The sequence below is a fragment of the Thermococcus henrietii genome, assembly GCF_900198835.1.
Classification (GTDB): domain Archaea; phylum Methanobacteriota_B; class Thermococci; order Thermococcales; family Thermococcaceae; genus Thermococcus; species Thermococcus henrietii.
In genome coordinates, this window is the sequence record NZ_LT900021.1 from 42,088 (window position 1) to 63,050 (window position 20,963).

General features: G+C 51.6%; 28 protein-coding genes and 1 tRNA gene. 21 read left to right on the plus strand and 8 right to left on the minus strand.

The genetic code is table 11. The features are described 5' to 3' along the window. The first annotated feature begins 3 nt into the window (after nucleotides 1–3). The 5 genes from CS910_RS00245 to CS910_RS00260 all read left to right on the plus strand — a co-directional run bounded on the left by CS910_RS00245 (nucleotide 4) and on the right by CS910_RS00260 (nucleotide 5,186). Nucleotides 4–1,893, plus strand: coding sequence for a hypothetical protein (locus CS910_RS00245; protein ID WP_145955308.1), 1,890 nt, complete (start codon nucleotides 4–6; stop codon nucleotides 1,891–1,893). Further along, nucleotides 1,893–2,261 (plus strand): hypothetical protein, encoded by a 369-nt coding sequence (locus CS910_RS11865; RefSeq protein ID WP_158523788.1) that lies wholly within the window; start codon nucleotides 1,893–1,895, stop codon nucleotides 2,259–2,261. Before CS910_RS00245 ends, CS910_RS11865 begins: the two co-directional genes overlap by 1 nt. Nucleotides 2,262–2,662: 401 nt before the next feature. Beyond that, the gene (locus tag CS910_RS00250; protein ID WP_223211967.1) at nucleotides 2,663–4,249 is read left to right on the plus strand and encodes a LamG domain-containing protein; all 1,587 of its coding nucleotides are present in this window, start codon (nucleotides 2,663–2,665) and stop codon (nucleotides 4,247–4,249) included. Nucleotides 4,250–4,259: 10 nt separating this feature from the next. After that, a complete protein-coding gene (locus CS910_RS00255; RefSeq protein ID WP_099209184.1) occupies nucleotides 4,260–4,565 on the plus strand; it encodes a hypothetical protein in 306 nt (101 codons plus the stop codon). A 39-nt stretch (nucleotides 4,566–4,604) separates the two neighbouring features. Then, complete coding sequence (locus CS910_RS00260) at nucleotides 4,605–5,186, plus strand: hypothetical protein (protein WP_099209185.1); 582 nt, start codon at nucleotides 4,605–4,607, stop codon at nucleotides 5,184–5,186. A 106-nt stretch (nucleotides 5,187–5,292) separates the two neighbouring features. Here CS910_RS00260 and CS910_RS00265 read toward each other — a convergent pair whose 3' ends face one another. From CS910_RS00265 to CS910_RS00275, 3 genes are all read right to left on the minus strand, one after another. Next, a complete protein-coding gene (locus CS910_RS00265; protein WP_197704275.1) occupies nucleotides 5,293–6,150 on the minus strand; it encodes a hypothetical protein in 858 nt (285 codons plus the stop codon). Nucleotides 6,151–6,163: 13 nt separating this feature from the next. Then, on the minus strand, nucleotides 6,164–6,466 hold the full coding sequence (locus tag CS910_RS00270; protein WP_099209186.1) for a hypothetical protein: 303 nt from the start codon (nucleotides 6,464–6,466) through the stop codon (nucleotides 6,164–6,166). A 69-nt stretch (nucleotides 6,467–6,535) separates the two neighbouring features. After that, nucleotides 6,536–6,841 (minus strand): AbrB/MazE/SpoVT family DNA-binding domain-containing protein, encoded by a 306-nt coding sequence (locus CS910_RS00275; protein WP_158523790.1) that lies wholly within the window; start codon nucleotides 6,839–6,841, stop codon nucleotides 6,536–6,538. A gap of 183 nt (nucleotides 6,842–7,024) precedes the next feature. On the opposite strand from CS910_RS00275, the gene CS910_RS00280 reads away from it, so the two are divergent. The 10 genes from CS910_RS00280 to CS910_RS00325 all read left to right on the plus strand — a co-directional run bounded on the left by CS910_RS00280 (nucleotide 7,025) and on the right by CS910_RS00325 (nucleotide 12,898). After that, a complete protein-coding gene (locus tag CS910_RS00280; RefSeq protein WP_099209187.1) occupies nucleotides 7,025–7,330 on the plus strand; it encodes an AbrB/MazE/SpoVT family DNA-binding domain-containing protein in 306 nt (101 codons plus the stop codon). Then, the gene (locus CS910_RS00285; RefSeq protein WP_099209188.1) at nucleotides 7,327–9,981 is read left to right on the plus strand and encodes a minichromosome maintenance protein MCM; all 2,655 of its coding nucleotides are present in this window, start codon (nucleotides 7,327–7,329) and stop codon (nucleotides 9,979–9,981) included. The genes CS910_RS00280 and CS910_RS00285 overlap by 4 nt, the downstream gene beginning before the upstream one ends. A gap of 10 nt (nucleotides 9,982–9,991) precedes the next feature. Further along, entirely contained in the window at nucleotides 9,992–10,243 is a 252-nt protein-coding gene (locus CS910_RS00290; RefSeq protein ID WP_099209189.1) for a hypothetical protein, read from the plus strand. Continuing rightward, entirely contained in the window at nucleotides 10,240–10,461 is a 222-nt protein-coding gene (locus CS910_RS00295; protein WP_099209190.1) for a hypothetical protein, read from the plus strand. The genes CS910_RS00290 and CS910_RS00295 overlap by 4 nt, the downstream gene beginning before the upstream one ends. Beyond that, on the plus strand, nucleotides 10,458–10,748 hold the full coding sequence (locus CS910_RS00300) for a hypothetical protein (protein ID WP_099209191.1): 291 nt from the start codon (nucleotides 10,458–10,460) through the stop codon (nucleotides 10,746–10,748). The genes CS910_RS00295 and CS910_RS00300 overlap by 4 nt, the downstream gene beginning before the upstream one ends. Then, a complete protein-coding gene (locus tag CS910_RS00305; RefSeq protein ID WP_223211901.1) occupies nucleotides 10,745–11,146 on the plus strand; it encodes a hypothetical protein in 402 nt (133 codons plus the stop codon). The genes CS910_RS00300 and CS910_RS00305 overlap by 4 nt, the downstream gene beginning before the upstream one ends. Continuing rightward, nucleotides 11,146–11,691 carry a hypothetical protein gene (locus CS910_RS00310; protein ID WP_099209193.1) on the plus strand — a complete coding sequence of 182 codons (546 nt, stop codon included), beginning with the start codon at nucleotides 11,146–11,148 and terminating at the stop codon, nucleotides 11,689–11,691. Before CS910_RS00305 ends, CS910_RS00310 begins: the two co-directional genes overlap by 1 nt. Before the next feature lie 25 nt (nucleotides 11,692–11,716). After that, nucleotides 11,717–11,902, plus strand: a complete 186-nt coding sequence (locus CS910_RS00315) for a hypothetical protein (RefSeq protein ID WP_145955309.1) — start codon at nucleotides 11,717–11,719, stop codon at nucleotides 11,900–11,902. Continuing rightward, nucleotides 11,902–12,333 (plus strand): hypothetical protein, encoded by a 432-nt coding sequence (locus CS910_RS00320; protein ID WP_145955310.1) that lies wholly within the window; start codon nucleotides 11,902–11,904, stop codon nucleotides 12,331–12,333. Before CS910_RS00315 ends, CS910_RS00320 begins: the two co-directional genes overlap by 1 nt. A 211-nt stretch (nucleotides 12,334–12,544) precedes the next feature. Continuing rightward, nucleotides 12,545–12,898: a hypothetical protein gene (locus tag CS910_RS00325; protein WP_099209196.1), complete on the plus strand. Its 354-nt coding sequence runs from the start codon at nucleotides 12,545–12,547 to the stop codon at nucleotides 12,896–12,898. A 273-nt stretch (nucleotides 12,899–13,171) separates the two neighbouring features. On the opposite strand, the gene CS910_RS00330 is transcribed toward CS910_RS00325, so the two are convergent. Continuing rightward, a tRNA-Arg gene (locus CS910_RS00330) sits at nucleotides 13,172–13,249 on the minus strand. Between the two features lie 91 nt (nucleotides 13,250–13,340). Here CS910_RS00330 and CS910_RS00335 point away from each other — a divergent pair. Genes CS910_RS00335 through CS910_RS00345 form a run of 3 tightly spaced genes read left to right on the plus strand, consistent with a single transcriptional unit; the run spans nucleotide 13,341 to nucleotide 15,027 of the window. Next, the gene (locus CS910_RS00335) at nucleotides 13,341–13,706 is read left to right on the plus strand and encodes a BlaI/MecI/CopY family transcriptional regulator (protein WP_099209197.1); all 366 of its coding nucleotides are present in this window, start codon (nucleotides 13,341–13,343) and stop codon (nucleotides 13,704–13,706) included. A gap of 6 nt (nucleotides 13,707–13,712) precedes the next feature. Then, on the plus strand, nucleotides 13,713–14,492 hold the full coding sequence (locus tag CS910_RS00340) for a M48 family metallopeptidase (RefSeq protein WP_099209198.1): 780 nt from the start codon (nucleotides 13,713–13,715) through the stop codon (nucleotides 14,490–14,492). A 1-nt stretch (nucleotide 14,493) separates the two neighbouring features. Next, a complete protein-coding gene (locus CS910_RS00345; protein WP_099209199.1) occupies nucleotides 14,494–15,027 on the plus strand; it encodes a deoxycytidylate deaminase in 534 nt (177 codons plus the stop codon). On the opposite strand, the gene CS910_RS00350 is transcribed toward CS910_RS00345, so the two are convergent. Then, a complete protein-coding gene (locus CS910_RS00350) occupies nucleotides 15,020–15,388 on the minus strand; it encodes a DUF2304 domain-containing protein (RefSeq protein WP_099209200.1) in 369 nt (122 codons plus the stop codon). The two genes, CS910_RS00345 and CS910_RS00350, sit on opposite strands and share 8 nt — an antisense overlap. A 5-nt stretch (nucleotides 15,389–15,393) precedes the next feature. Next, nucleotides 15,394–16,716, minus strand: a complete 1,323-nt coding sequence (locus tag CS910_RS00355) for an HAD-IA family hydrolase (RefSeq protein WP_099209201.1) — start codon at nucleotides 16,714–16,716, stop codon at nucleotides 15,394–15,396. 53 nt (nucleotides 16,717–16,769) lie between these two features. Here CS910_RS00355 and CS910_RS00360 point away from each other — a divergent pair, with 53 nt between their 5' ends. Next, nucleotides 16,770–17,666, plus strand: a complete 897-nt coding sequence (locus CS910_RS00360; RefSeq protein ID WP_099209202.1) for an MraY family glycosyltransferase — start codon at nucleotides 16,770–16,772, stop codon at nucleotides 17,664–17,666. Here the strand turns inward: CS910_RS00360 and cas6 are convergent. Beyond that, complete coding sequence (cas6, locus tag CS910_RS00365; protein ID WP_099209203.1) at nucleotides 17,623–18,372, minus strand: CRISPR-associated endoribonuclease Cas6; 750 nt, start codon at nucleotides 18,370–18,372, stop codon at nucleotides 17,623–17,625. The genes CS910_RS00360 and cas6 overlap by 44 nt on opposite strands. Before the next feature lie 101 nt (nucleotides 18,373–18,473). On the opposite strand from cas6, the gene CS910_RS11870 reads away from it, so the two are divergent. Both CS910_RS11870 and CS910_RS00370 read left to right on the plus strand, forming a co-directional pair. Beyond that, the gene (locus tag CS910_RS11870) at nucleotides 18,474–18,611 is read left to right on the plus strand and encodes a hypothetical protein (protein WP_158523791.1); all 138 of its coding nucleotides are present in this window, start codon (nucleotides 18,474–18,476) and stop codon (nucleotides 18,609–18,611) included. Beyond that, nucleotides 18,601–19,791: a proteasome-activating nucleotidase gene (locus CS910_RS00370; protein ID WP_099209204.1), complete on the plus strand. Its 1,191-nt coding sequence runs from the start codon at nucleotides 18,601–18,603 to the stop codon at nucleotides 19,789–19,791. The genes CS910_RS11870 and CS910_RS00370 overlap by 11 nt, the downstream gene beginning before the upstream one ends. On the opposite strand, the gene CS910_RS00375 is transcribed toward CS910_RS00370, so the two are convergent. Next, nucleotides 19,778–20,893: an MFS transporter gene (locus CS910_RS00375; RefSeq protein ID WP_099209205.1), complete on the minus strand. Its 1,116-nt coding sequence runs from the start codon at nucleotides 20,891–20,893 to the stop codon at nucleotides 19,778–19,780. The genes CS910_RS00370 and CS910_RS00375 overlap by 14 nt on opposite strands. Between the last annotated feature and the right edge of the window lie 70 nt (nucleotides 20,894–20,963).

Below are 20,963 nucleotides of genomic sequence, written 5' to 3' on the forward strand. Positions count from 1 at the left end.
GTGGTGGGAGTGAAAAAGAGTTATGTTTTTGCATTTCTTTTCGTTACTTTGATACTATTATCTGGAAATGTATCTGCGACTGTCATCAATTTCGACACGCTACAGACATCAATTGTACACTCAACAGGAAGCGCACTCTTTTCATTTCCAACACCTGTTTGTGTGATCGGAGTTAGTGTGGACAATATCAGTGCAGACACAGTGAACATAGTCCTCAACGGAAAGTTGATCTATTCAACTGGAATATTTACTTCAAGTGAGGTAGGCATCCCTGTGCATGAATGCAATAACACGTTCAGAATATCCGTATCACAAGCTAACTACATAAACGGGCAATTAACAGACGTTGGGTGGAGCGGACACATACAGATTTTCTATGTGCCGGCGTCTGATACAATTTATTACTCTCTCAAGGCTCCAGTCCAGTCATACATTCCCCCCGGCGCAGCAGATACGGCAAGGGGGTTCAGCTTGAATGCATCTCAGTTAAAGTTGAATCAAACATTCAGCATGTCAGAAGGGACAATCTCATTCTATCTAAAATGGGGTGGGGATAATGCAGTTATCCTGTACAACTCAAAACTGAAAAAGCCAGTCGTATACATAAAAAATTCATCGCTAATTGTTTCATCAACTGACGCAAACTACTCATTCCCCGGTCCAATCCCTCAATACGAATACGTTCCAGTTTACATTTCATTTAAACAGGGAACAGGGTATATTATGGTAAATAACACCCGCATCTCAATCGTGTGGGCAGGAAACATCTCATTTGATGAAATTGGCGATGGAAGCAAAACGTCAACAATAATCGATGAAGTACATGTGATAAACACATATCTCTCTCCAGAACAAGCAGTCATCGCATCGTCAGAATCAGTATATACTATATTATGGAGAGGCAAAAAGCTAACGATAACCGCAGAAGGCGGGACAACGCTTGGCACATTAGATATCTCGTTTCTATCAGATAACTTAACTGTATTGAACTCGACAAAACTAACAGCAGATTCAACTGTCGCCGTCGCACCAAATTCAACGACACTTATCGTGATCTCACGTTCAGGCATCTCACGCAGGTACTGGCTCGGAAACTACACGGAGATAGCGTTTCCCGCAGAGAACGTGCAACTCGTGAGTTCTACTATTACGATAAGACCAACTACATGGCAGTATCTCACATTGAAGACGCCAGATGGTAGAGTCGCGACGCGCGTGAAACTCGACAGCACGCAAACAGCGAGCGTGATGGCAGTCCTCGGAAGCGACTACATCATCTCGCTCGAAAACGGGAACACGACGAAATCAATGCTCTACACAATCACAGGGGACATTTCGCTGTGGGTAGAAAACGACACAGCAAAATATCAGGGGAAATACATCACGGCTCAGCTCGACGATGATAATAAATTACTCATTGTATCTTACTATGACCAAAGCGCCGAGACGAAAGAACTTCACATCAGCATCAGAGCCTACGATGCAAACAACAACCTGAAATACGAGATAAACGACATCGCGGTCGAAGGACCGGTCGCTTACTACCGGCTGGCACTTCCTGTAGCAAATGACAGCGACGTGATGCTCTACAAGATAATTCTCAACGCAGACGGGCATGTCTATGAGAGAACTGTATTTGGAGATGCAGGAGGAGGGTCTGTTCTCCCATCAAACATAGTGCCGTCGGGACTCGTCCTCTTTGGGGCTGGTGTAGTTGGGGCACTGATGTTCGTTGCCATAAATGCGTATCTGATGCCATTCGGAGCGCTGATGGCTCTCAGCGCCGTGAAATTCCTTGGTTGGGCAAACGTCTCACCTTACGTGCTTGGAATGCTCGGCGTGTTTTCGGCCTTGGCAATGCTAATGTATAGGCGCGACCAGGGGGTGGGATGATGGGATACTCACAGATAGCCGTGTCTGTTGCGTTTTTCGTTCTAATTGCGAACCTCGCGGCGGCATTACTCGGGACATTCTTCCCTGACTTGGCAATGCCTGGCGGGCAAATAGATGTTGAACAGATGACGGCTCAAGCAGAACAGCTCCAGCCGACAGCTGGAGACCAGAGTGACTTCATCACTGCGCTCACGATGATAAAGACATTCATAGGGAATCTCGTGAAGGGAAATTATGACGTATGGGTCGCGATGGGGCTGGACTACCCTCCTGGTGCGGCATTCACGTTTGCAAGGGCTTTGCAGGCAATAACTTATCTCAGCTACATTCTCCTGCTCGGCTACATCATAGGAGGGAGGGGCCTATGAGGCGCGCTTCCTTCCTGCTCCTCTTCCTTGTGCTCGGCTCTCTGCTCCTCGTGACGGCCCCGGTGCGGGCGGCGGGAGAAAGCTATTATGGCGTCTATGTTGAGCCAGGAGGATACATCAAGTTCCCGATTTCGCTTTCGTCTGATAGTTATACTTTTGTCATCATTGCGAGAGACACGAATGTCCAGCCATACACGACGTGGGGAGAGATTTACATTTATCCGCGCTTTAGCTATGGCTATGGCGATTTGACGGCAAGAGACAGAATTTTCTGGCATGTTAAGGATACTCAGAGCGTCACTGAGGCTTATGTGACTGATACGTCACGTGAGCACATTGGTAGGACAAACTTGTACGTTGCCATGGTCCATCAGGACGAGACGACTAAAACTGTTGATACAATGTTTTACATTAACACAAGGCTTGTTGGAAGCGGTACTTTCAGTGGTTATCTCGGAAATCTCACATTCTTCAGCATTGGAGATGGCTATCACAAGACGAGCGTTGAGGTGTTCTTTGTCTATGTTTACAGCAAGTTGTTGTCAGAACAAGAGATTCAGCAGATTTATGATAACCCTTGGAATCCCCCGACTGACGGTTTAGCCGCTTGGTATGCTCCCGACTCGGTAGATACCGCGAATAATGTCTGGAAAGATAAGCTTGGTAATTTTGATGCTACTATTGCAGTTGCATATGACTACATCAGGCTGTCCACAATTTCGAAGTTCACTGAGAGTCATGTTGCCAGTTTCAATGGTACTGGCTACTTTAGTGTCGTAAATGTTTCTCAGAGTTTGAACATTACGAATCAGATTACTGTCGAGGCTCTTGTGAGGCTTAAGGAGAAAGTGTATAATTTTGAGTGGATTGCTGAAGGGCCGGGTTGGCAGTTTAGGTCGGTGACGGATGGGAATTATGCAATTGGGTTCTGGATTTACAATGGGACGAGTTGGGAGCCTCGTGTGCAATGGGCTTATGATGATGGCCTCCTTGGGAGCTGGTTAGACCTTATAGTCACGTACGATGGTAGTTATCTGAAGTTGTATGTGAATGGGAAGTTGGTAGCGAGTACGGTGAGAACGGGGGATATAGATGTTCCGGCATTGTATTTTAAGATTGGAAGGGCGTTTACGGGGGACATAGCGTACGTTCGGGTGTGGTCGAGGAGCCTAAATTCTACCGAAATCCGCGAGATTTACGAGCACCCGCTCGACCCGCCTAAGGACGGCCTCGTCTTGTTCTACAGCCCGTACAGTTACGACCCCACGAGCGGGAAGTGGCTCAATATTGCGCCCATCTTTCCCACCGTGCCCTTGGCGGAGGAGCTGGACGCTCAGAATTACGGCGCCGAGGCCGTGCGGGTTTCAATCCCTCAGCTGGCCGTTTACGACATCGAGAACAACTCCGAAATCCCGATTAGCAACGTCAGCGTCTCAATGCTCGCCAACAACACGACGATAAGCCTCGTGCCGAGCCTGCTCACGTTGCCCTGGAACAGCACAGTAACGCTAAACGTGAGCGCGAGCGGGTACCTGCCGAGACTCTTGCAAACTCCCACCAGCATCACCAGCCTCGCCGTGTATCTGTATCCCGCCCCGTCCGAGAACAGCACGACGACACCGCCGAACTGGACAAACAACTTCACAATGCCAGACATCAACGGCACCGGCTGGAGCGGGTGGCAGATTGGAAAAGAGGCTCTCTCCTTGAACTTTGACAAAGCAATCCAGCTGTTCTTCACGCAGAACCCGAACAGCAAAGCACAGGCCTTCCTGCCCTTTGCCATCTGGCTTGGCATGACAGTCCTTGGCCTCGTCTTCAGTCAGAGCCCACTCGTAGCACTCACCCTCGGCGTCATCACGCAGGCAAGCCTCGCCGGCCTCGGCGCGAAACTCGACATGCGCCTCCTGCCTGGAGTTGTCACGCTCTACCTCTTCCTCTTCATATGGATTCTGAAAGACTTCATCGAAAGCCGGAAAGCTGATTGAGGTGGTGGGGATGGCGAAAATGAGGAGATATGTTTCCAAGCCGGGCCATGCCAAGGCCCGGCGGAGAAAAAGGAACTGGATTCAAAAGGCCGTGAAACGGCCCGGCGAGCTGACGAGAAAACTTCACGGAAGCCTCGGAAAGAGAATAGTCGCCGCGACAAAAAGGCCTATCTGGACGAAGACAGGAGAAATCAACACCAACACACTGCGAGCCTTCACCAAGACCAAAGCCTACCAGCGCCTCGACACGCGGACAAAACAGCAGATACAGTTCGCGATAAGGGCCGAAGGATTTAGGAAGGACCGCAAAAGATAACTTCCCACACTCTCCATTGTTTTTAGGAGTTGAGACAAAATGGGACGCAGGCGGGGAAAGAAACACAGGAAAAATAACCCAAAGAAAACAAAATCCCCTACCTCTAACTTGATAATAGCAATAGATAGGAGTCAAAAGAGACTACAGAAAACCCGCGTGACAATATACTCATGGGTCGAGATAGAGGCAGGACCGCGTCATCAGGAACTGAAACAAAAAGGAGGATGGCTTAAGCACGTTGCCGAACTGCGAAAAGAACAGAGGGCCGGGTATAGAAAAAGATTCCATGAGAAATTTCCAACCCAACTCAGACCACTATTCAATAGAGTGGACATCTCACCAAATCCCCGTGTGTTCAGGAGGAGGTTAGAAACACAGAACTACAAGATACTGCTCCTTGAAGACAAGCTTTATGAAAAGCAAAAATTCCCACGAAACCGGGCAATACCTGAGAACCAGGCGAAAAAAGACCCCAATTACCGGCCAGTGATGCTCGTTGCTGACAACGTTGCATACTTTGGCAGGGAAACCTATGAGAAGAAATATGACAACAAGCCATTGTCCAAAGCAGAGATAAAAACCCGCCTTAGAAAACTTGGAATCAATCTCATAGAAGATTAACGGGGGAACGGCGTTCGCCAAGCCCACCTCACGAGGTCAGAGACCTCACTCGGCGGGCAGCCCCCGTCTATTTTTAGATTGGAGACAAGAATATATAAAGCTTACCTCAACGAATAACAATCCTGCGGGCACCCTGCTTGATGATAATCTCCTGCGAACGACCCCTTCTTTTAACATTACCCTCCAACACAACAACCTTAGCCCCAAGCTGATGAAGCTTTCTGATATAATTATCAATGTCCACGTTGGCCCCGACATCCAGAATCACAGCAATAACCTCATCGAAGTACTCAACGTAGTCCAAGACCTGGCCTACCAACCGCTGAAGCTTGCTCCTGCTCTCTGCAATCTTAAGTTCAATGCCCACCTCAGAGCCAATAGCTATATCAATCTTTTGATTGCCTACTGATACCTGTCTCCTGACCCTACTACCCAAACGTGCCCTCAGAAACTGATACAACTGCTTTTCAAAATCCTCCTCATCCCTCACCGCCTCAGGCTGGAAGTCTTGGAGCAAATCCAACACGTCAAGTTCCCGTTCCACTTCTTTGAAATTTTCCGCTTCAAATACATCCTCAAGAATAGCCTCCTCGCTCCTCTCACCCGGAGCCTCCTCAAACAGCTCCCGCCGGAACTCCTCCAGCTCCTGAACGACATCAGAATACTTAATTTTATACCTCTTAGCTAGATTGACAACATCCTCAAAGCTCAAATTCCTCGCCAGCTTGTCCACAATCTCAACCTTAGTCCTCAACGCTCGCCTCTCGCCAGTAAACGGGTCTGACTCATAAAGCGGAATCCTCTTCGCGCTGGCAATTCTGCGCAACTGCTCAACCTTAAACCTCGAAAGAATCTCACGCTTAGCCTCCCCAATTTTCTTACGCCACTTAACCTCCTTCGCGGCCCTATCCGCAACCTTTTTAGTCGCGCCCCCAACCTTCTTAAGAAGGTCCGTGAACCCCACTCGCCCCCACCCCTCACTTCTTCTTAGACCTCCTCTTAGAACCAGAAGACTTCTTGCCAGACTTCTTCCGCGAGGAAGACTTCTTAGACCCCGACTGACCAAAAAGCCCCGACAAATCCAACCCAAAGCCCGAGCCCGACTTCTTCTGCCGCCTCTTCGCCCGCTCCTCCTCCCTCTTCAGCTTACCCATGAAATCAAACGTCGAATAATCCAAAGCCTTCCCAAAAGGAGTATCCACCTTGTGAACCTTTGTGATATGCTGCTGGAGACCCTTCTTCGTCTTAAACCACTTCCCACAATAAGGGCACTCGGGCATAATACCACCCTAAAAAGAAACGATGTTAATAGTTATAAATTTTTTCGCTAAAATGTGAAATTGTTTAAATCAAGAGGGAGCATAAGAGAACTCCAAGAGGTCGACCTCGACAATATCGCCCTCTCTGAGACCAAGAGCCTGCATTATATGCTTAGGAATCGTGATTTGTCCACGTGATGCGACTTTTCCATAAACCACTGCCTCTGAAATCCGTCTTATTGTCAACTTCGATTCGTCAAATTTGACTTTTTTGACTCGAATTTTAACAAAATCTCCATTTTTAAGCTTGAGATACTTCCTCGAGGTCTCTGGTAGAGTTATCCTGCCTCCACTGGAAATCTTTGCATGAAACCTCAGCAAAACCTCTTCTGCCATATTGCTCTCCTCCATCGAGTTTATGTGGGAGATTCCTTATTGTGTGAATGTCCAGCATCATATATATCTTTTCCCACGACTGCTAAAAGCTCCCAATCTTTTTTGTTATTTTATCACATTTTCAAGAGAAAACCTTAAATATGTTGAGTATTCTAATTAATGTGAAAATATCGCATTAAGGTGATGAACATGCGAAACAAAGAACCAATCGCAATATATTATGCCCGCCTCATGAAAAACGGGAGGATAATTATCCCCGAGGGGACCAGAAGCTTTCTCAAACTCAAGGAGGGGGATCAAGTTGAACTGAAAGTTAAGCCAGCTGAAGACGACGTATCTGCTCTTTTCATAAGCAACGTTGGAAAAAGAGGTCTTGTAGTAATCCCTAAGCACATCAGAGAGAGGCTTTCTCTCAAACCCGGCTCCTGGTTGGAGGTTACCCTTCTCGCGATATACAGACCAATAATACGCGCCGAGGGAAGCGTATGAGTGAGGAAATCAACTTCCAGTTTGCCCTTGGCTTCCTTCAGATGCTGAAAGAGAAGGGCAAGACAGAAGTTCCCGTTTCTGAACTGCCAAACTCACTCAAGGAGGTTGCTAAAGTTTTAGGTTATAGTGAGACTACCACTGTCCCACTCACAGAGCTGGAGGAGTATATACACAAGGTTGGCGGGACAAATGTCCCAAATGTCCCGGCGTCCCAAACTGTCCCAAAAGCAATGGGACAAATTTCAGACCTTGTCCCATCTGTCCCAAGTGTCCCAACAACCACCAACATTGATTTGGGACAAATTGAACTTTATCTTAAAGCCATAGGCAAAGTAGTTCCCAAATTAGATAGACCCTACAAAAGGCTGGCTGGTTATGTCATAATAATGAATTCTCGTATTTCTGATGAAGAACTGAGGACAGAGCTATATGAGCTTGGCAAACTGGTATTCAATCAGGAGTATAATGACGAGACTATTAGGAAGGCCCTCAGTGCAGTTAAGAATTCTGGCCTTGGTTTCCCAACCAAGGACCGAAAGACAGGCATCATCTATTGGCGTCCTGACTCCGACGTAAAGGCCGAGATTATCGGGACTTATGAGATCCTGAAGAAGGAGCATGAGGTTCTTCAAAAGCAGGAAGAGCTCAAGCAGGCTGAGAGGGAGAAAGTCATAGAGGCGGCCATTGACTTCTACGCGAATGTTTACAAGCAGAAAATCATTGACTTGACTACTTTCACTCACAAGGATTACCTCTTGGTTGACTGGCAGGAGCTTCGCTCTTACAATCCTGAGCTGGCAGATTATGTCGTCGAGAACCCTGAAGATGCCATCGACGTCTTTGAAACGGCCCTTAAGATTTTCCGCAGAGACCGCCTGTTCCTTGAGCCGGGTGATTATGCTGTCCACTTCACGAACGTGGGCGAGCCGGTTCGCGTGAAGAACCTCAAGGACAGACAGCTCGGCAAGATGGTTACTGTCAGGGCCATGGTTTCTGGTGTTACGTCGAAGAAGAAGCTATTCTACAGGAAGATGGTCTTTGTCTGCCAGGATTGTGGATGGGAGACTGCAAGGATTCAGGACCCGATTGCTAAGGTTGAATGGCCCGCTAAGTGTGAGGCATGTGGTTCAAGGAACATTAAGGTTGACCCGAAGAAGAGCGAGGTTAGGGATATCGTCTTCTTTGCCCTTCAGGACATGGTTGAGGACCTCGGCAACAAGGAACAGCCCTCGAAGGTTTCTGCTTATATGCTCAGGCCTCACGCTTCGCTTGCCCCTGGCGACCGCGTTCTTGTTACTGGCATCCTCCGGGACACCATCCACAGGGACAGGAGGCAGAACAATGACATGGTTCTAGAGGTCCTTCATGTGGAGTTTCTTGACGACATTGGCGTCGGGGAGCTTTCCGAGGAGGACATTGCTGAAATTAAAAAGCTGAAGGAGAAGTACGGCGATGAGCTTCCAGATGCTGTGGCCCGCTCTCTTGCTCCGGGCATCTTCGCGGACCCCAAGCTCCTCCCTGAGCTTTGGTTCTTTAAGAAGGCGATTGTCTACGCGATTGCCAGCCCGAAGGAGCTTGGACCTGGCGACGAGAGGCTGTGGATTCACGTCTTAGCGGTCGGAGACAAGGGAACTGGAAAGAGCCGCATCATTAGGGACATTAAGAACGTTACCGTGGCGGTTTATGGTGAAGGTGGCAATGTCAGCGGTGCGGGCCTCATTGGAATGCCAGAGCGTGAGGAGTTGACTGGCGAGTGGGTTTTCCGCGGTGGCTTGATGGTTAGGGCCAACGGTTTTGTCTTGGCTCTGGACGAGTTTGAGAAGGCAAAGGCAGATGATTATGCTAGAATGCACGGTGGAATGAGCTATGGAACTGTGGACTTCTCGAAGGCTTCAATTTCCACGACACTTAAAACCATGGAGAGTGTTATTGCCGCCGCGAATCCAGTCGGAGGATACTTCAATGACTACAAAGGAGTTTTTGAGCAGATTACTCTTCCATCTTCACTCCTCGACAGGTTTGATGTGATTTTTATCCTCCGTCAGCCGAAGGACTCAAAGGTCATTGAGGCCATATACGACCATCAGGAGAAGTTTGAGAAAGGGTTGATAACGCGCGAGATTCCTGAGGACCTTCTAAGGAAGTTTTTCCTCTACGTGCGCGAGCTCCGGCCAGAGTTTACCGATGAGGCGTACAGAGAGATTAAGCGCTTTGGTCTGATGGTGAATAAAGCGCTGGTTAACGCGGGTTTCAAGTATAGCATGAGGTTGAGGGGAATTTTGAAGCGCCTTTCTCTTGCAAATGCTTTACTCAGGCTTTCAGAGAGAGTTGAGCTTAAGGACGTTCTGGCAGCGGAGGAGGTATTTACTGCAGCCATAAGGTCATGGGGCGATAAAGACGTTGATTGGTCTATTCTCGGCCAGATTGAGGCTCAGGCGAGCAAAGAAGAGCTTGAGCTTTTGGAGAAAGTTGAAGCGGTCTTCAAGAAACTCCATGAGTACTACACGATTATTCCAGAATCAGAGATTATTGAGGCCCTGGAAGACTTAGGCCTCGATTCTGAGAAGGCTCGCTATGCTCTGGAGCTTGCTCATGAGCGTGGACTGGTTGTTGAGAGGGAGAAAGGGTGGATTTTAGCTTCACGCGCATGAGGTGGTAGCCATGGTTAGGACGTTGGTGTATGCTGGCGATACCCTGGCGGCCCTTGTGGCCGAGGCCAGGTGGAAGGAGCAGTCCAGGACCGAGGAAGTGCCCGACATCGTAACCTGGCTCGAGCAGGAAATCGCGGAGGCTCGCGAAACGGCGTTCTCTCTGAGCGTCAGGCAGGAGAACGGCGCGGAGTACTGGACGGGTTGGGCTGACTCGCTTGAGACGCTACTCAAGAAGATTCAGAGGGGGGAGGTGAGGGCATGAGGGCGGAGCTTTTCAGGTTGGAGCGGGTGCGAGTGAGAATTCATTACAGGGCGCTCGTTGGGGGAACGGGCTATCTTGGAGAGTTCATTCACGAGGCGAGAAATACAACTGAGCAGGAAGCCATCAAGCGCGCTCTCAAGGAGTTTGCGGAGGAACGCGCTGAGCAACTCTGTGATGGAGCAACACTAGAGATAAAGGTCGAGGAGGGTCGCTCATGACGTGGCTCGAGGCTCAGGCTCCTAACTTCTCGAAATGGAAACGCTTGGTCGACCTCAGCAGGGTCGCGGCGCTCGATGTCATTGAGAATGAGAAGAATGCTGTCATCGGCTTGAGGAGCGCGAATGATACTGAACTGGCGAAGCTTATCGTCGAGAAGGAGAAGTTGCAGGAAACAATCGACGCGCTAACGCTTCTCATCGAGCAGTCAAAGCAGTTCTCAGACGCGAAGGTCCTCACGCTTGAAGAGGTCCTCCAGACCAGCACCCGCCAGGGGGTGTGGGCATGACCCGCTTCATCACTCTTTCCGAGGAGCTGGCAGTCAAGCTCGAGCATGCTCGGGCCGAGTGGGAGGCTCAGAAGATTCAGGTACTCGTTGAGGATGATGAAGTTCCGGAAGGATATGAAGTCGCCCTCGAGCTGGAGGACCTCGTGAACTACCTTGAGGGCTTGGAAGTTCCGACCAAGGTCATCATCGACCAGGACGTTTACCGCGTGAAGCTCAGGAAGAAGGTGCCTTACGACCGCTACAAGGAGATTCTCTCAGGATTGAATGCTCTCTCGCACGCGCGGTGGGACAAGAAGGCGAGGGCGATTCTCGTTGACAGGACGAGGCCACTTCCACCGGAAGAAGAGGTCATTGAGGTCGAGGAGATTATTATCACACCCAAGGAGGTGCGGGCCTGATGGCCTCCCGCACGGCTTTTGTTTATGATTCTTCCTTCCCGCTCAGGCAGCTGGAGCAGTTCTTCATCAGGCACTCTAAAGACGTGTTTAACCGTCTCGAGTTCAGCAGGGCCTTGGAGGAGGCCAGGCATCTGGCCGAGGGCAAACACTTTCTCAAGGTCATGGACATTGACGCTCTCGTTGTCGTGGACAATGACATTAGAGTCGGCTTTGAGATTAAGACGCTCAGGGACGATGTAGTGAACTACTACGGTAGGGACGGGCGGAAGTACGTGAAGGTGAACGGCAATCAGTACAGGAGTTACATGGAGTTCGTGAAGAGGACGGGCATTGACGTGCATTATCTTATCCGCGTTCAGGCGCGTGGCGGGGATTACTTCTACGCTTGGGGCGTTCTTGGAACTCCGGTTCGCTTTGAATGGCTTGGGAGCGAGGAGTTCGGGACGAGGGACTACTATGCTCTGGTCAAAAGGTCCTCCGTGACCAAGCTTGAGGATAGGGTCGAGCTGGCGAAGTACCTCAGAGACTTGATATTCAGGAGGTGAGTTCATGCCGCTTTGGAGGGTGTCCATGGACGCGTGGAGGAGTGGGAATGGAGTTCAGGTGCATTTGATTGCTACTGTTGAGGTTGAGGCTAGGGATGAGCGGGAGGCGCAGGAGAAGGCTCGGGAGATTGTGATGGAGAGAGTCAGGGACCTCGCTTCGGGGGGTTTAGTCACTAGAGTCAAGAACAGAATCGACGCATGGGTAAGGTGATGGCCGTGGAGATTGATGGAAGCGAGTTCGTTAGGCCGATATTCATTCCGGAGGCCCTAAAAGAGGCTCATGCTGACGGGAATGAGTGGTTCATTCACGCAGAGCTTTACGCAATATTAACCCTCGGCGTCCTGGACAGGTGGGTTTCGAGGAGGAAGCTGGCAAAGCTGATATGTGAACTCGCAAGGAGGGACTTGGTGGTCAGGCGCTCAATCGAGCTTCCAGAAAGCATTTGCTACGAGAACGTTCTCGACATAATCACTAATCCGTTTTACCTTGACGAGGCCTTTGAGTATGACAGGGGACGTGTCAGGCTCTCCGACTTTGGTGAGATAGTTTTCAACGAGTACATGAACATGCTTCCTCCTGAGCGCTTCTTCGAGCTGAAGAGAGAGATACTCGAGATGTGGAAGGGGGGTGGTGTAGAATGACTGTTAACTTTCGTATGGATGTTAACTTTCGCGATACTAACAGGCCATGTATATTATCCATCTTTCCAAAAACTTTCCCGCGAACAACCAACCTCAATCCCCACCAAACCCCGAATAATAACAAAAACTGTTACTATACCTCGCCAATTCGCGAACGGACTTCAGAAAATAATATTTTGGAGGAGTTAGCAAACTAAAAGGTGGTGTTAGTATGCCGAGGCGAAGAAAACTTCCCGACTATGTCACCCTCAAAATCCCGACCTACGAACCAGCCGACAACCCATTAGAGTTGATATTCGATGGTCGGAGTCTTGAGATAGCGTACAAGGTCCTCGAACGCATCAAAAAGCAAGGCCGTCTCTACCCTGACGACTATAAGGAAATGTTCAAGGACAAGAGCGACCAAGTGCTGTACTTCCGCGTCATCAAGAAAATGTTGGCCCTGAAAATGCTGAGAGTGAGTTCTGACAAGTCCTACATCCTTAGCGACGGCTTTTCTAACCGCATGGAGACCCTAGCCAAACTCTGGAAATTCCAGATTGGCGATTTAAAGGACCTCTGGTGAGGACAAATGACCACAGTCCTAATAACCCGCGAAGTTGCACTCCGTAGCGGTGGGACAATATGCCCAAAAAGGCCCACAAAAATAGCGGCTCTCACACAGCCCAAAAAGCCCGAAAGAGCGAGAAGGTGCGTGTTCATCTGTACCTTGATAGGGAGGTTGTCGGAGGTTTACGGGAAGAAGGGTTCAACCTCTCCCGATTGTTTAACAAGCTTGGGAGGGAGCGCCTCATGATGATTCGCTCTCAGAATGGTCTCTTTTTCACTTCAGAAAAGCTGGCGGGCCGGGCGGGATTTGAACCCGCGACCTTCGGCTCCGGAGGCCGACGCTCTGTCCAGGCTAAGCCACCGGCCCACCCCGGAGTAAATACAGGGAGGGGCTTAAAAATCTTAACCCGGGATAAAGCTTTTAGGCTTCAGGACCCAAGTTAGTTAGGGTGGAGAAAGTGGAACCACACGAGTTTAAGCTCACCGAAGAGGGCATCAAGGCCGTCCTCCCACCACTCGAGGCAGAGATAATGGAGCATATGTGGAAGGTAAAGGTGGCAACGGCCGGGCAAGTTTACGAGCATATGAAGGAGAAACACCCCGAGATAAGACGTTCCACGATAAGCATTCTCATGAACCGTCTCTGCGAGAAGGGACTACTCAAGAGAAGCGTCGAGAAGGGTAGAGGTGGAATGCGGTACGTCTATTCAATAACGACGACGAGGGAAGAGTTCGAGCAGAAGGTCGTCCAGAGCATCCTCGATGCCCTCATGACAAACTTCAGAGAAGCAACGTACGCCTACCTTTCAAAGATTAAGAAGTGATGCACCATGCTCTACTTCATCCTCGCCCTTGAGGTCATCTTAGTCCTCAAGGCGCTTGGTGACATCGGACTCATCATGGCACTCAGCGCAATGAGTACTTTAGCCCTTCTGTACGTGTGGGCAACCAGACACAAGTTTGGGGAGAACCTGATTCCCTTAGAAAGGGAGGAAATACCTTGGCTCTACGACGGCATAGCAGAACTGGCCAAGAAAGCAAGGGTTCAAATGCCGAGGGTCTACCTGTGCGATGACTACATACCAAACGCGTACTCCTTCGGCAACACGATAGTCCTCTCTCTGGGCCTCTTTGAAGTGCTCGATGAGGATGAGATAATAGCCGTTGCCGCCCACGAACTCGGCCACATAAAGAACCGTGACACCAAGTGGTTCCCGTTGGTGACCTACGGCAGATTCTTAATGCTCATAACAACGCTAATACTGTTAATAGCGGGCAATGCCGCGGTAAAGGTAGCAGCTCTAACGCTCTACATAGCATACGAGCTCGCGAGGAGCGACTTCATGAAGAAGAGGGAATTCCTAGCGGATGAAACGGCCCTAAGATTGCTTACGATACCTATGAGCCTCAAAAGGGCTCTCGAGGAGCTCAAGTACTACGAGGACCTGAGGATGAACGTCAGGGTTAACGCTGTCCCAAGCATAGAGCCTGGCATAGAGAGGGAAAAGCGCTTTGCCTTCTTCACCGAAACCCATCCAAGTTACGAGGAAAGAATCCTTAGGATAACGTTTGAGATGAACAACCTGATGAGGATAAAGCAGGTGCAGTGACATGGCCGTTGAGATTTTCCTCGACAGGGAAAAGGCCGAGCGAATAAGAAGGATACGACCAACAAAGGACGAGTACTTCATGCTGATAGCGAAGCTCGTCTCGCTCAGGGCCACCTGCCCAAGGCTCAGGGTTGGAGCCGTCGCGGTAAAGGACGGCTACATCCTGGCGACGGGCTACAACGGCGCGCCGAGGGGAATGAACCACTGCATTGACGTGGGCTGTCTCATAGTTGACGGCCACTGCCACAGGGCAGTTCACGCGGAGCAGAACGTCATAGCGATGGCGGCAAGAAAGGGGATAAGCCTCGAAGGGGCAACGCTTTACGTCACGCACTTCCCCTGCGACACCTGCTTCAAGCTCGTCATCAACGCGGGAATCAAGGAGATAGTCTACGAGGAGATGTACCCCAACGAAGCCACAGAGATACTTCTGAAAGAAGCCCAAGAGAAGGGGATAGTGAAGATAAGGCAGTTTAAACTGCCGAAGGAACGCGTTAGAGCGTTCCTTGAAGAGCTCTTTGGGGAGTTCATTTGAGCTTTTTCTCAATCTCCTCCAGCCTTCTGTTCATTTCCTCGAGTTCTATGGCAACTTTCCTCGTAAGCTCGGTTATCTCGCGCTCGGTCTTGTCCACCGCGAGATAGACCTTGAAGATTATCAGGTACGCGACCCCAATGGCCACGACGAAGAGTGCATCGAGTCCCCTGCCAAGGCCGAGCAGGTTTTTGACCTCGTTCGCGACCTTAATCGGGAATACCGCAACGAGGAGCAGGCCGATGAGAATAACCTCCCAGAACAGGAAGTCCCCCCACTCCAAATCCCCACGCCTGTACTTGCCAATGACGTAGAGCACGAGGGCAAGCACGATTGCGAGTGTAATCATCTGAACGACGTACATTCCCATCACCTCAGCTTGTCGAAGAGAAGGTTGAGCGCTATCTTAACGCCCTCCAAAACGTTGGTTCCTTTCCTCATCGAGTACTCGGTGTAGACGGCCTTAATCGGAACCTCTACGATTCTACATCCGTTCTTGGAGGCCTCAATTATAATCTCGCTCGACACGGCGTAGCGGTCGCAGGTTATCCTTATCTTCCTCACGCAGTCTCCGCTGAGGCACCTCAGCCCGCTCTGGCTGTCACTAACGTACTTCCGGGCGAAGACAGCAGTCACAGCATCGAGGATGAAGTTGCCGAACTTCTTCACGAAGGGCATCTCGCTCGTGTCTCCCTTAAGCCTCGAACCGACGGCGAAGTCCGCCCTACCCTCTGCAACCGGCTTCATGACGCGGAGCGCATCACTCAGCAAGTGCTGGCCGTCGGCGTCGAAGGTCAGGACGAGCTTCGCGTTCCTCCTGACGGCGTAGGCGAAACCAGTTCCGAGGGCACCGCCGAGTCCCCTGTTAACGAGGTGCGTCAGGACGTGAACGCCGTAGGAACGTGCTATCTCCTCCGTCCTGTCGCGGGAGCCATCGTTCACGACGATTATCTCGTCCCTCCTGAAGTAACGAAGGAGGTCCTCAATGACCGCGCCGATGGTCTTCTCCTCGTTGTAGGCCGGCACCACGACGTAGCTCGAGAACAGCCTTTCAAAGAGCTCCTTAAGGTGAAGGAGGTTCTCAACCTCGAAGTTGGGCTCGGCCTCCACCTGAAAGCTCATCCTGCCAGCGTCGTGGCCGGTGACGAGAACGCTGAGCGCGCCGAGCTCCCTGGCGGGTATAATGTCGTAGCCGTGGTCTCCAACGACAACCGCTTTCTCAGGCGGGACGTTGAGTTCGTCGAGGATTCTCCCAAGCTGGCCGGGGTTGGGCTTCAGCTCCTCCGGAGGAACGTCGTCCCGCGTCGAGATTATGTCGAAGTAGTTTTTGAGGCCGTGAAGCTCAAGGGCCTTCATCGTGGCCTTCCTGGAACTCCTCGTCATCAAGGCGAGCTTTATCCCCCTGTCCCCGAGGAAGTCAAGGAGTTCCCTCGCACCCTCAAAGACGAAGCTCTCGTTCATTCTCTCGGCTTCAAGCTCGATGAGAATCGAGTAGAGCTCCTCGAAGGCCCCCCCCGTCTTTTTGGACAGCTCTATAAGGCCCTCGTACATCGGCGTTAGGTCGCCTATGAGCTCCCCCGGGATTCCGAGGGAGATTAGCCTCTCCCTGAGCTCTGACTTTATCTCGCTGAAGGGTTTTTCCGCACCAACGAGGGTTCCATCGAGGTCGAAAAGGACTGCCCTGATGTCCATGCTACCACCGAAGGGTTTATTTTCGCTCCCGCGTAGGGAAGCCGGTGTCAGAGATGATAACGTTCCTAGCGCTTATAGCTTTAATCCTTTCGCTCGTCCTCACTGGATACGTCAGGGAGCTCATGAGGAAAGCGGGAATCGTTGGCAGGGACATCCACAAGCCGGAAAGGCCGGAAGTTCCCGAGATGGGGGGAATTGCTATAGTCCTGACCGTTGGAGTCCTCGGAGCGCTGGTGAAGCCCGATGTCCTTCCGGTTTTCCTGCTCTTTGGCCTCGTCGGCGTCATAGACGACCTAACTGCCCTCAGGCAGTCCCACAAGGTAGTCCTCTCACTCTTTGTCTCGATTCCGGTGGCGTTCCTGGACGTGGGCAGGAGCGTTGACATCTTCGGCTACAACCTCCACCTCGGAATCCTCTATCCAGTTTTCGCGGTTCTGTTCGTTACCGGCTCGGCGAACCTCGTGAACATGCTGGCCGGGTTCAACGGACTTGAGGTGGGCACGAGCGCCATCGCGCTCGGCTTTCTCGCGCTGATGACGGACGGGACGGCGAGGGAGCTCGCGTTGATAGGGCTTGGAGCTTCCCTTGGCTTCCTCTGGTGGAACAGATACCCGGCCAGGGTCTTCCCCGGCGACACCGGAACGCTCAGCCTCGGAGCTTTGATAGGCCTCGTCGGAATCCTCGGCAAGGTTGAGGTCTATGCCGCTATCCTGCTGATTCCGCACTTCCTCGACTTTACGATAAAGGCCCTGAGCGTCCGCTTTGGTGTAAGAAGGCATGGAAGAACCCAGGTTATGCCAGACGGAACGCTGAAGGCTCCACCCTATCCAAGCTTCCTGGGAACAATAATGAGAAGGGTCAGGGTAACGGAGCCGAAGCTCGTGGCAATCGTGTGGGGAATAGAGTTCACACTCGGTCTTCTCGCCTGGGCTCTGAGTCAATTACTTTGACCATTCCAAAGCCATACCTCGTTTTTTCTCCGAACCCCGTCTCGTAGCCGAACTTCGCGAGCTCCCGCGAGCCGGTGTAGCGGAACACCATAAGGGAACTCCTGAAGTAGGTGTCCCTCACAAGAATCCTAACGGGCTTGAACTTGAGAACCTCAAGCTTGAACTCCTTGTCCTCAGGCATGTGGCCGTAGATGGCCGAGTAGCGCATCAGCATTACCTTGCGGAGCTTGTCAAAGAACATCTCGTCACCTGGATAAAGGTCCCAAATCTTCATCCTGCCGTTGACGAACTTGACAGTCCTGACCATTATCGGGCTGAGCGTCGAGAACAGGACCTCGTCCTTGAGCTCGGGCTCTTTGAGAACCTTAACGTTGTCCGCTATGAACGTCGCGTCCCCAATCTTAAGGAGAGGGTCGTCGAGGAAGCCCTCAGCGATGGCCTTGATGAGCTCCCCGGAGTGGGACGAGACGTAGAGAGAAACATCGTCCGAGAGAACCTTAATGCCCGCCTCCGGGAGAAGCTCCCTCTTGCGGACCATTATGCGGGAGAACGTGAAGTAGTCAGCGTGACTTGTTTCCACCTCGTGGGCCAACTCCGGAGAAACAAGGTATATTTTTTCAAGAATCTGGGTGTAGACCTCGTAGTTGTAGTTGAAGGGCAGTATGGTTCCTTCCTCCGCGGGTCTCAGTTTGATTTCGATTCTCATTTCACCCCACCCCGGTTTCAACCGGGAATAATTGGAATTTAGGGTTAATAAGAATTTCGTATGCTAAACGTCGATTTAATTACAACGTTAAAGAGTCAGCAATGGACATTGGATATAGGATAGACTACGAAATGAAAAACGCCAAAAACGAGGCGGGTTTTAAAAACCACCCAACAAGGTTAAAAAGGGCCCGGATGATAATCAAACATTGGAGAGAGGTGAGAGAGCATGAGCATTGAGGATGCAAACATCCATGAAGGTTACGATGATTACATCACCTTCCTGAAGAGGCGCATAAGGCAACTCGAGCTCCAGGTGAGGACGCTCGAGGCCGATAAGGAGAGGCTTGAGAGGGAACTCTCGAGGCTAAGGATGGAGATGTCGAGGCTTCGCCAGCCCCCGGCCTTCGCGGGCAACGTCATCGAGGTTCTCGACGACGAGAGGGCCATAGTTCAGAACTACAACGGACCGCGCTTCGTCGTCAGAATCGCCCCGTGGATAGAGAGGGACAAGCTGAAGCCCGGCTCAAGGGTCGCCCTGGACCAGAGGACGATGGCGATAGTCGAGCTCCTTCCAACGGAGAAGGACCCGAGCGTCCTCGGCTTCGAGGTCATAGAGAGGCCCAGAGTCACCTACAAGGACATCGGCGGTCTCGACAAACAGTTGCAGGAGCTCCGCGAGGCCATAGAGCTCCCCCTCAAGCACCCGGAGCTCTTCGAGAAGGTTGGAATCGAGCCCCCGAAGGGAGTCCTCCTCTACGGGCCACCTGGCTGTGGAAAGACCCTCATGGCGAAGGCCCTCGCGAGAGAGGTCAACGCAACCTTCATTCGCGTCGTCGGAAGCGAACTGGTCAGGAAGTTCATCGGAGAGGGTGCTCGCCTGGTCCACGAGCTCTTCGAGCTCGCCAAGGAGAAGGCCCCAACGATAATCTTTATCGACGAGATTGACGCGATTGGAGCCAAGAGAATGGATGAGACGACCGGTGGCGAGAGGGAAGTCAACAGGACCCTGATGCAACTCCTCGCTGAGATGGACGGCTTCGACCCGCGCGGGAACGTCAAGGTCATAGCGGCAACCAACAGGCCCGACATACTCGACCCAGCCCTGCTGAGGCCGGGAAGATTCGACAGGCTGATTGAAGTCCCGCTCCCGGACTTCCGCGGAAGGCTCGAGATACTCAAGGTCCACACGAGGAAGATGAACCTGAGGGACGTTGACCTGCGCATCATAGCGGAACTCACCGAGGGCGCAAGTGGAGCGGACTTGAAGGCCATAGCAACCGAGGCTGGAATGTTCGCCATCAGGGACAGGCGCGAGTACGTCACACAGGACGACTTCCTTAAAGCCATAGAAAAGGTCCTCGGCGCTGAGAAGAGGCTCGCCCAGGCAATAGCGATGCACGAGGTCATGTACGGCTGACCTTTTCTGCCCTCTTCGTTCCCTTTATTACACTCCACGCCAGGGCGTAGAGAACCGCTATGGCGAAGAAGGCTTCCCTGTAGCCAAGCCTGTCTATAAGCCAGCCCGTGAAGTACGGCCCGACAGTTGCCCCGAAGAAGCCCACCATGTTAACGAAGCCCATAACCGGTCCAAGGTTGTCCTTTCTTGCAGTTTCGGCGGTGAAAGCCGTAACCATCGGGCCAACCGAGTAGAAGGTCAGACCGAGGGCGAGGGCAGAAAGGAAGCCGGGTTTCAAAACGAGGAGAACTATTAGGAGTGCATTGGATAGGAAGGCGAGTTCAAGAGCCTTTCTTCCGAGCCGGTCGTAGAGAACTCCACCGGTGAGGGAGCCCGCTATGCCGACCAGCGAGAGGAGGGAGAAGAGGTAAGAAGCCTTTTCAACGCCCATTCCCGTCGAGGTTAGGAAAGCGACGAGGAAGGTTAGAACGCCGAAGAAGGCCATCAGGGCGAGGAAGTTCGCAATCGCTAAGTTCACCGAGCCGACCTCGATTGAGAGCCTCGCCTTACCCCTTCTTTCCTCAAGAGTTCTGAGGGAGATAACGAGCAGGACTCCAACGACCGAGCTCATAACGGCCAGAATCGGGAAGGCATAGCGCCAGCCGAGGTTCAAAGCAACAGGCACGACGAGGAGGGGAACTATCCCGGAACCGACGGGCGGGCCGAGCATGAAGACGCCGAGGGCGGAGCCCTTCCTCGCCCCGTAGGTTTCGGCTATCAAAGCCGTTGCGGGGGCGTAGTAGAGGCCGGAGAAGAAGCCGTAGAGCGCTCTGAAGGCCAGGACTTCCCAGTACTGGGAAGCGAAGAAGAGCATCGCGGAGGAGATTGAGTAGCCGAATATGCTCAGAGCGAGGAGTCTCTTCCTCCCGAAGCGGTCGCCGAGGTAGCCTGCTGGAACCTGAATGAGAGCGTAGGGGAGGAGCAGGGCAGTCATGAGAAGTCCCGCCTGAGCGTTGCTCAGATGGAACTCTGCCTTTATCATCGGAAGGAGCGGGGAAACGGCCATCCTGTGGGCGTAGTTGAATATCCAGCCGAGGGTTATCAGGATAAGCGAAACGAACATGGATTCGATGAGGAATTGAGCGCTTAAAAGATTGTTGGACAAAGGTGGCCGACGAAAGTTTATAAGAATC

Bases quoted from the DNA above. Each gene is read 5' to 3' on its own strand.
- CS910_RS11865 (WP_158523788.1), top strand. From the start codon at position 1,893: ATGGGATACTCACAGATAGCCGTGTCTGTTGCGTTTTTCGTTCTAATT.
- CS910_RS00250 (WP_223211967.1), top strand. From the start codon at position 2,663: ATGTTTTACATTAACACAAGGCTTGTTGGAAGCGGTACTTTCAGTGGT.
- CS910_RS00255 (WP_099209184.1), top strand. From the start codon at position 4,260: ATGGCGAAAATGAGGAGATATGTTTCCAAGCCGGGCCATGCCAAGGCC.
- CS910_RS00260 (WP_099209185.1), top strand. From the start codon at position 4,605: ATGGGACGCAGGCGGGGAAAGAAACACAGGAAAAATAACCCAAAGAAA.
- CS910_RS00270 (WP_099209186.1), bottom strand. From the start codon at position 6,466: ATGCCCGAGTGCCCTTATTGTGGGAAGTGGTTTAAGACGAAGAAGGGT.
- CS910_RS00275 (WP_158523790.1), bottom strand. From the start codon at position 6,841: ATGGCAGAAGAGGTTTTGCTGAGGTTTCATGCAAAGATTTCCAGTGGA.
- CS910_RS00280 (WP_099209187.1), top strand. From the start codon at position 7,025: ATGAACATGCGAAACAAAGAACCAATCGCAATATATTATGCCCGCCTC.
- CS910_RS00285 (WP_099209188.1), top strand. From the start codon at position 7,327: ATGAGTGAGGAAATCAACTTCCAGTTTGCCCTTGGCTTCCTTCAGATG.
- CS910_RS00290 (WP_099209189.1), top strand. From the start codon at position 9,992: ATGGTTAGGACGTTGGTGTATGCTGGCGATACCCTGGCGGCCCTTGTG.
- CS910_RS00295 (WP_099209190.1), top strand. From the start codon at position 10,240: ATGAGGGCGGAGCTTTTCAGGTTGGAGCGGGTGCGAGTGAGAATTCAT.
- CS910_RS00300 (WP_099209191.1), top strand. From the start codon at position 10,458: ATGACGTGGCTCGAGGCTCAGGCTCCTAACTTCTCGAAATGGAAACGC.
- CS910_RS00305 (WP_223211901.1), top strand. From the start codon at position 10,745: ATGACCCGCTTCATCACTCTTTCCGAGGAGCTGGCAGTCAAGCTCGAG.
- CS910_RS00310 (WP_099209193.1), top strand. From the start codon at position 11,146: ATGGCCTCCCGCACGGCTTTTGTTTATGATTCTTCCTTCCCGCTCAGG.
- CS910_RS00315 (WP_145955309.1), top strand. From the start codon at position 11,717: ATGGACGCGTGGAGGAGTGGGAATGGAGTTCAGGTGCATTTGATTGCT.
- CS910_RS00320 (WP_145955310.1), top strand. From the start codon at position 11,902: ATGGCCGTGGAGATTGATGGAAGCGAGTTCGTTAGGCCGATATTCATT.
- CS910_RS00325 (WP_099209196.1), top strand. From the start codon at position 12,545: ATGCCGAGGCGAAGAAAACTTCCCGACTATGTCACCCTCAAAATCCCG.
- CS910_RS00340 (WP_099209198.1), top strand. From the start codon at position 13,713: ATGCTCTACTTCATCCTCGCCCTTGAGGTCATCTTAGTCCTCAAGGCG.
- CS910_RS00345 (WP_099209199.1), top strand. From the start codon at position 14,494: ATGGCCGTTGAGATTTTCCTCGACAGGGAAAAGGCCGAGCGAATAAGA.
- CS910_RS00350 (WP_099209200.1), bottom strand. From the start codon at position 15,388: ATGTACGTCGTTCAGATGATTACACTCGCAATCGTGCTTGCCCTCGTG.
- CS910_RS00355 (WP_099209201.1), bottom strand. From the start codon at position 16,716: ATGGACATCAGGGCAGTCCTTTTCGACCTCGATGGAACCCTCGTTGGT.
- CS910_RS00360 (WP_099209202.1), top strand. From the start codon at position 16,770: ATGATAACGTTCCTAGCGCTTATAGCTTTAATCCTTTCGCTCGTCCTC.
- cas6 (WP_099209203.1), bottom strand. From the start codon at position 18,372: ATGAGAATCGAAATCAAACTGAGACCCGCGGAGGAAGGAACCATACTG.
- CS910_RS11870 (WP_158523791.1), top strand. From the start codon at position 18,474: ATGGACATTGGATATAGGATAGACTACGAAATGAAAAACGCCAAAAAC.
- CS910_RS00370 (WP_099209204.1), top strand. From the start codon at position 18,601: ATGAGCATTGAGGATGCAAACATCCATGAAGGTTACGATGATTACATC.
- CS910_RS00375 (WP_099209205.1), bottom strand. From the start codon at position 20,893: ATGTTCGTTTCGCTTATCCTGATAACCCTCGGCTGGATATTCAACTAC.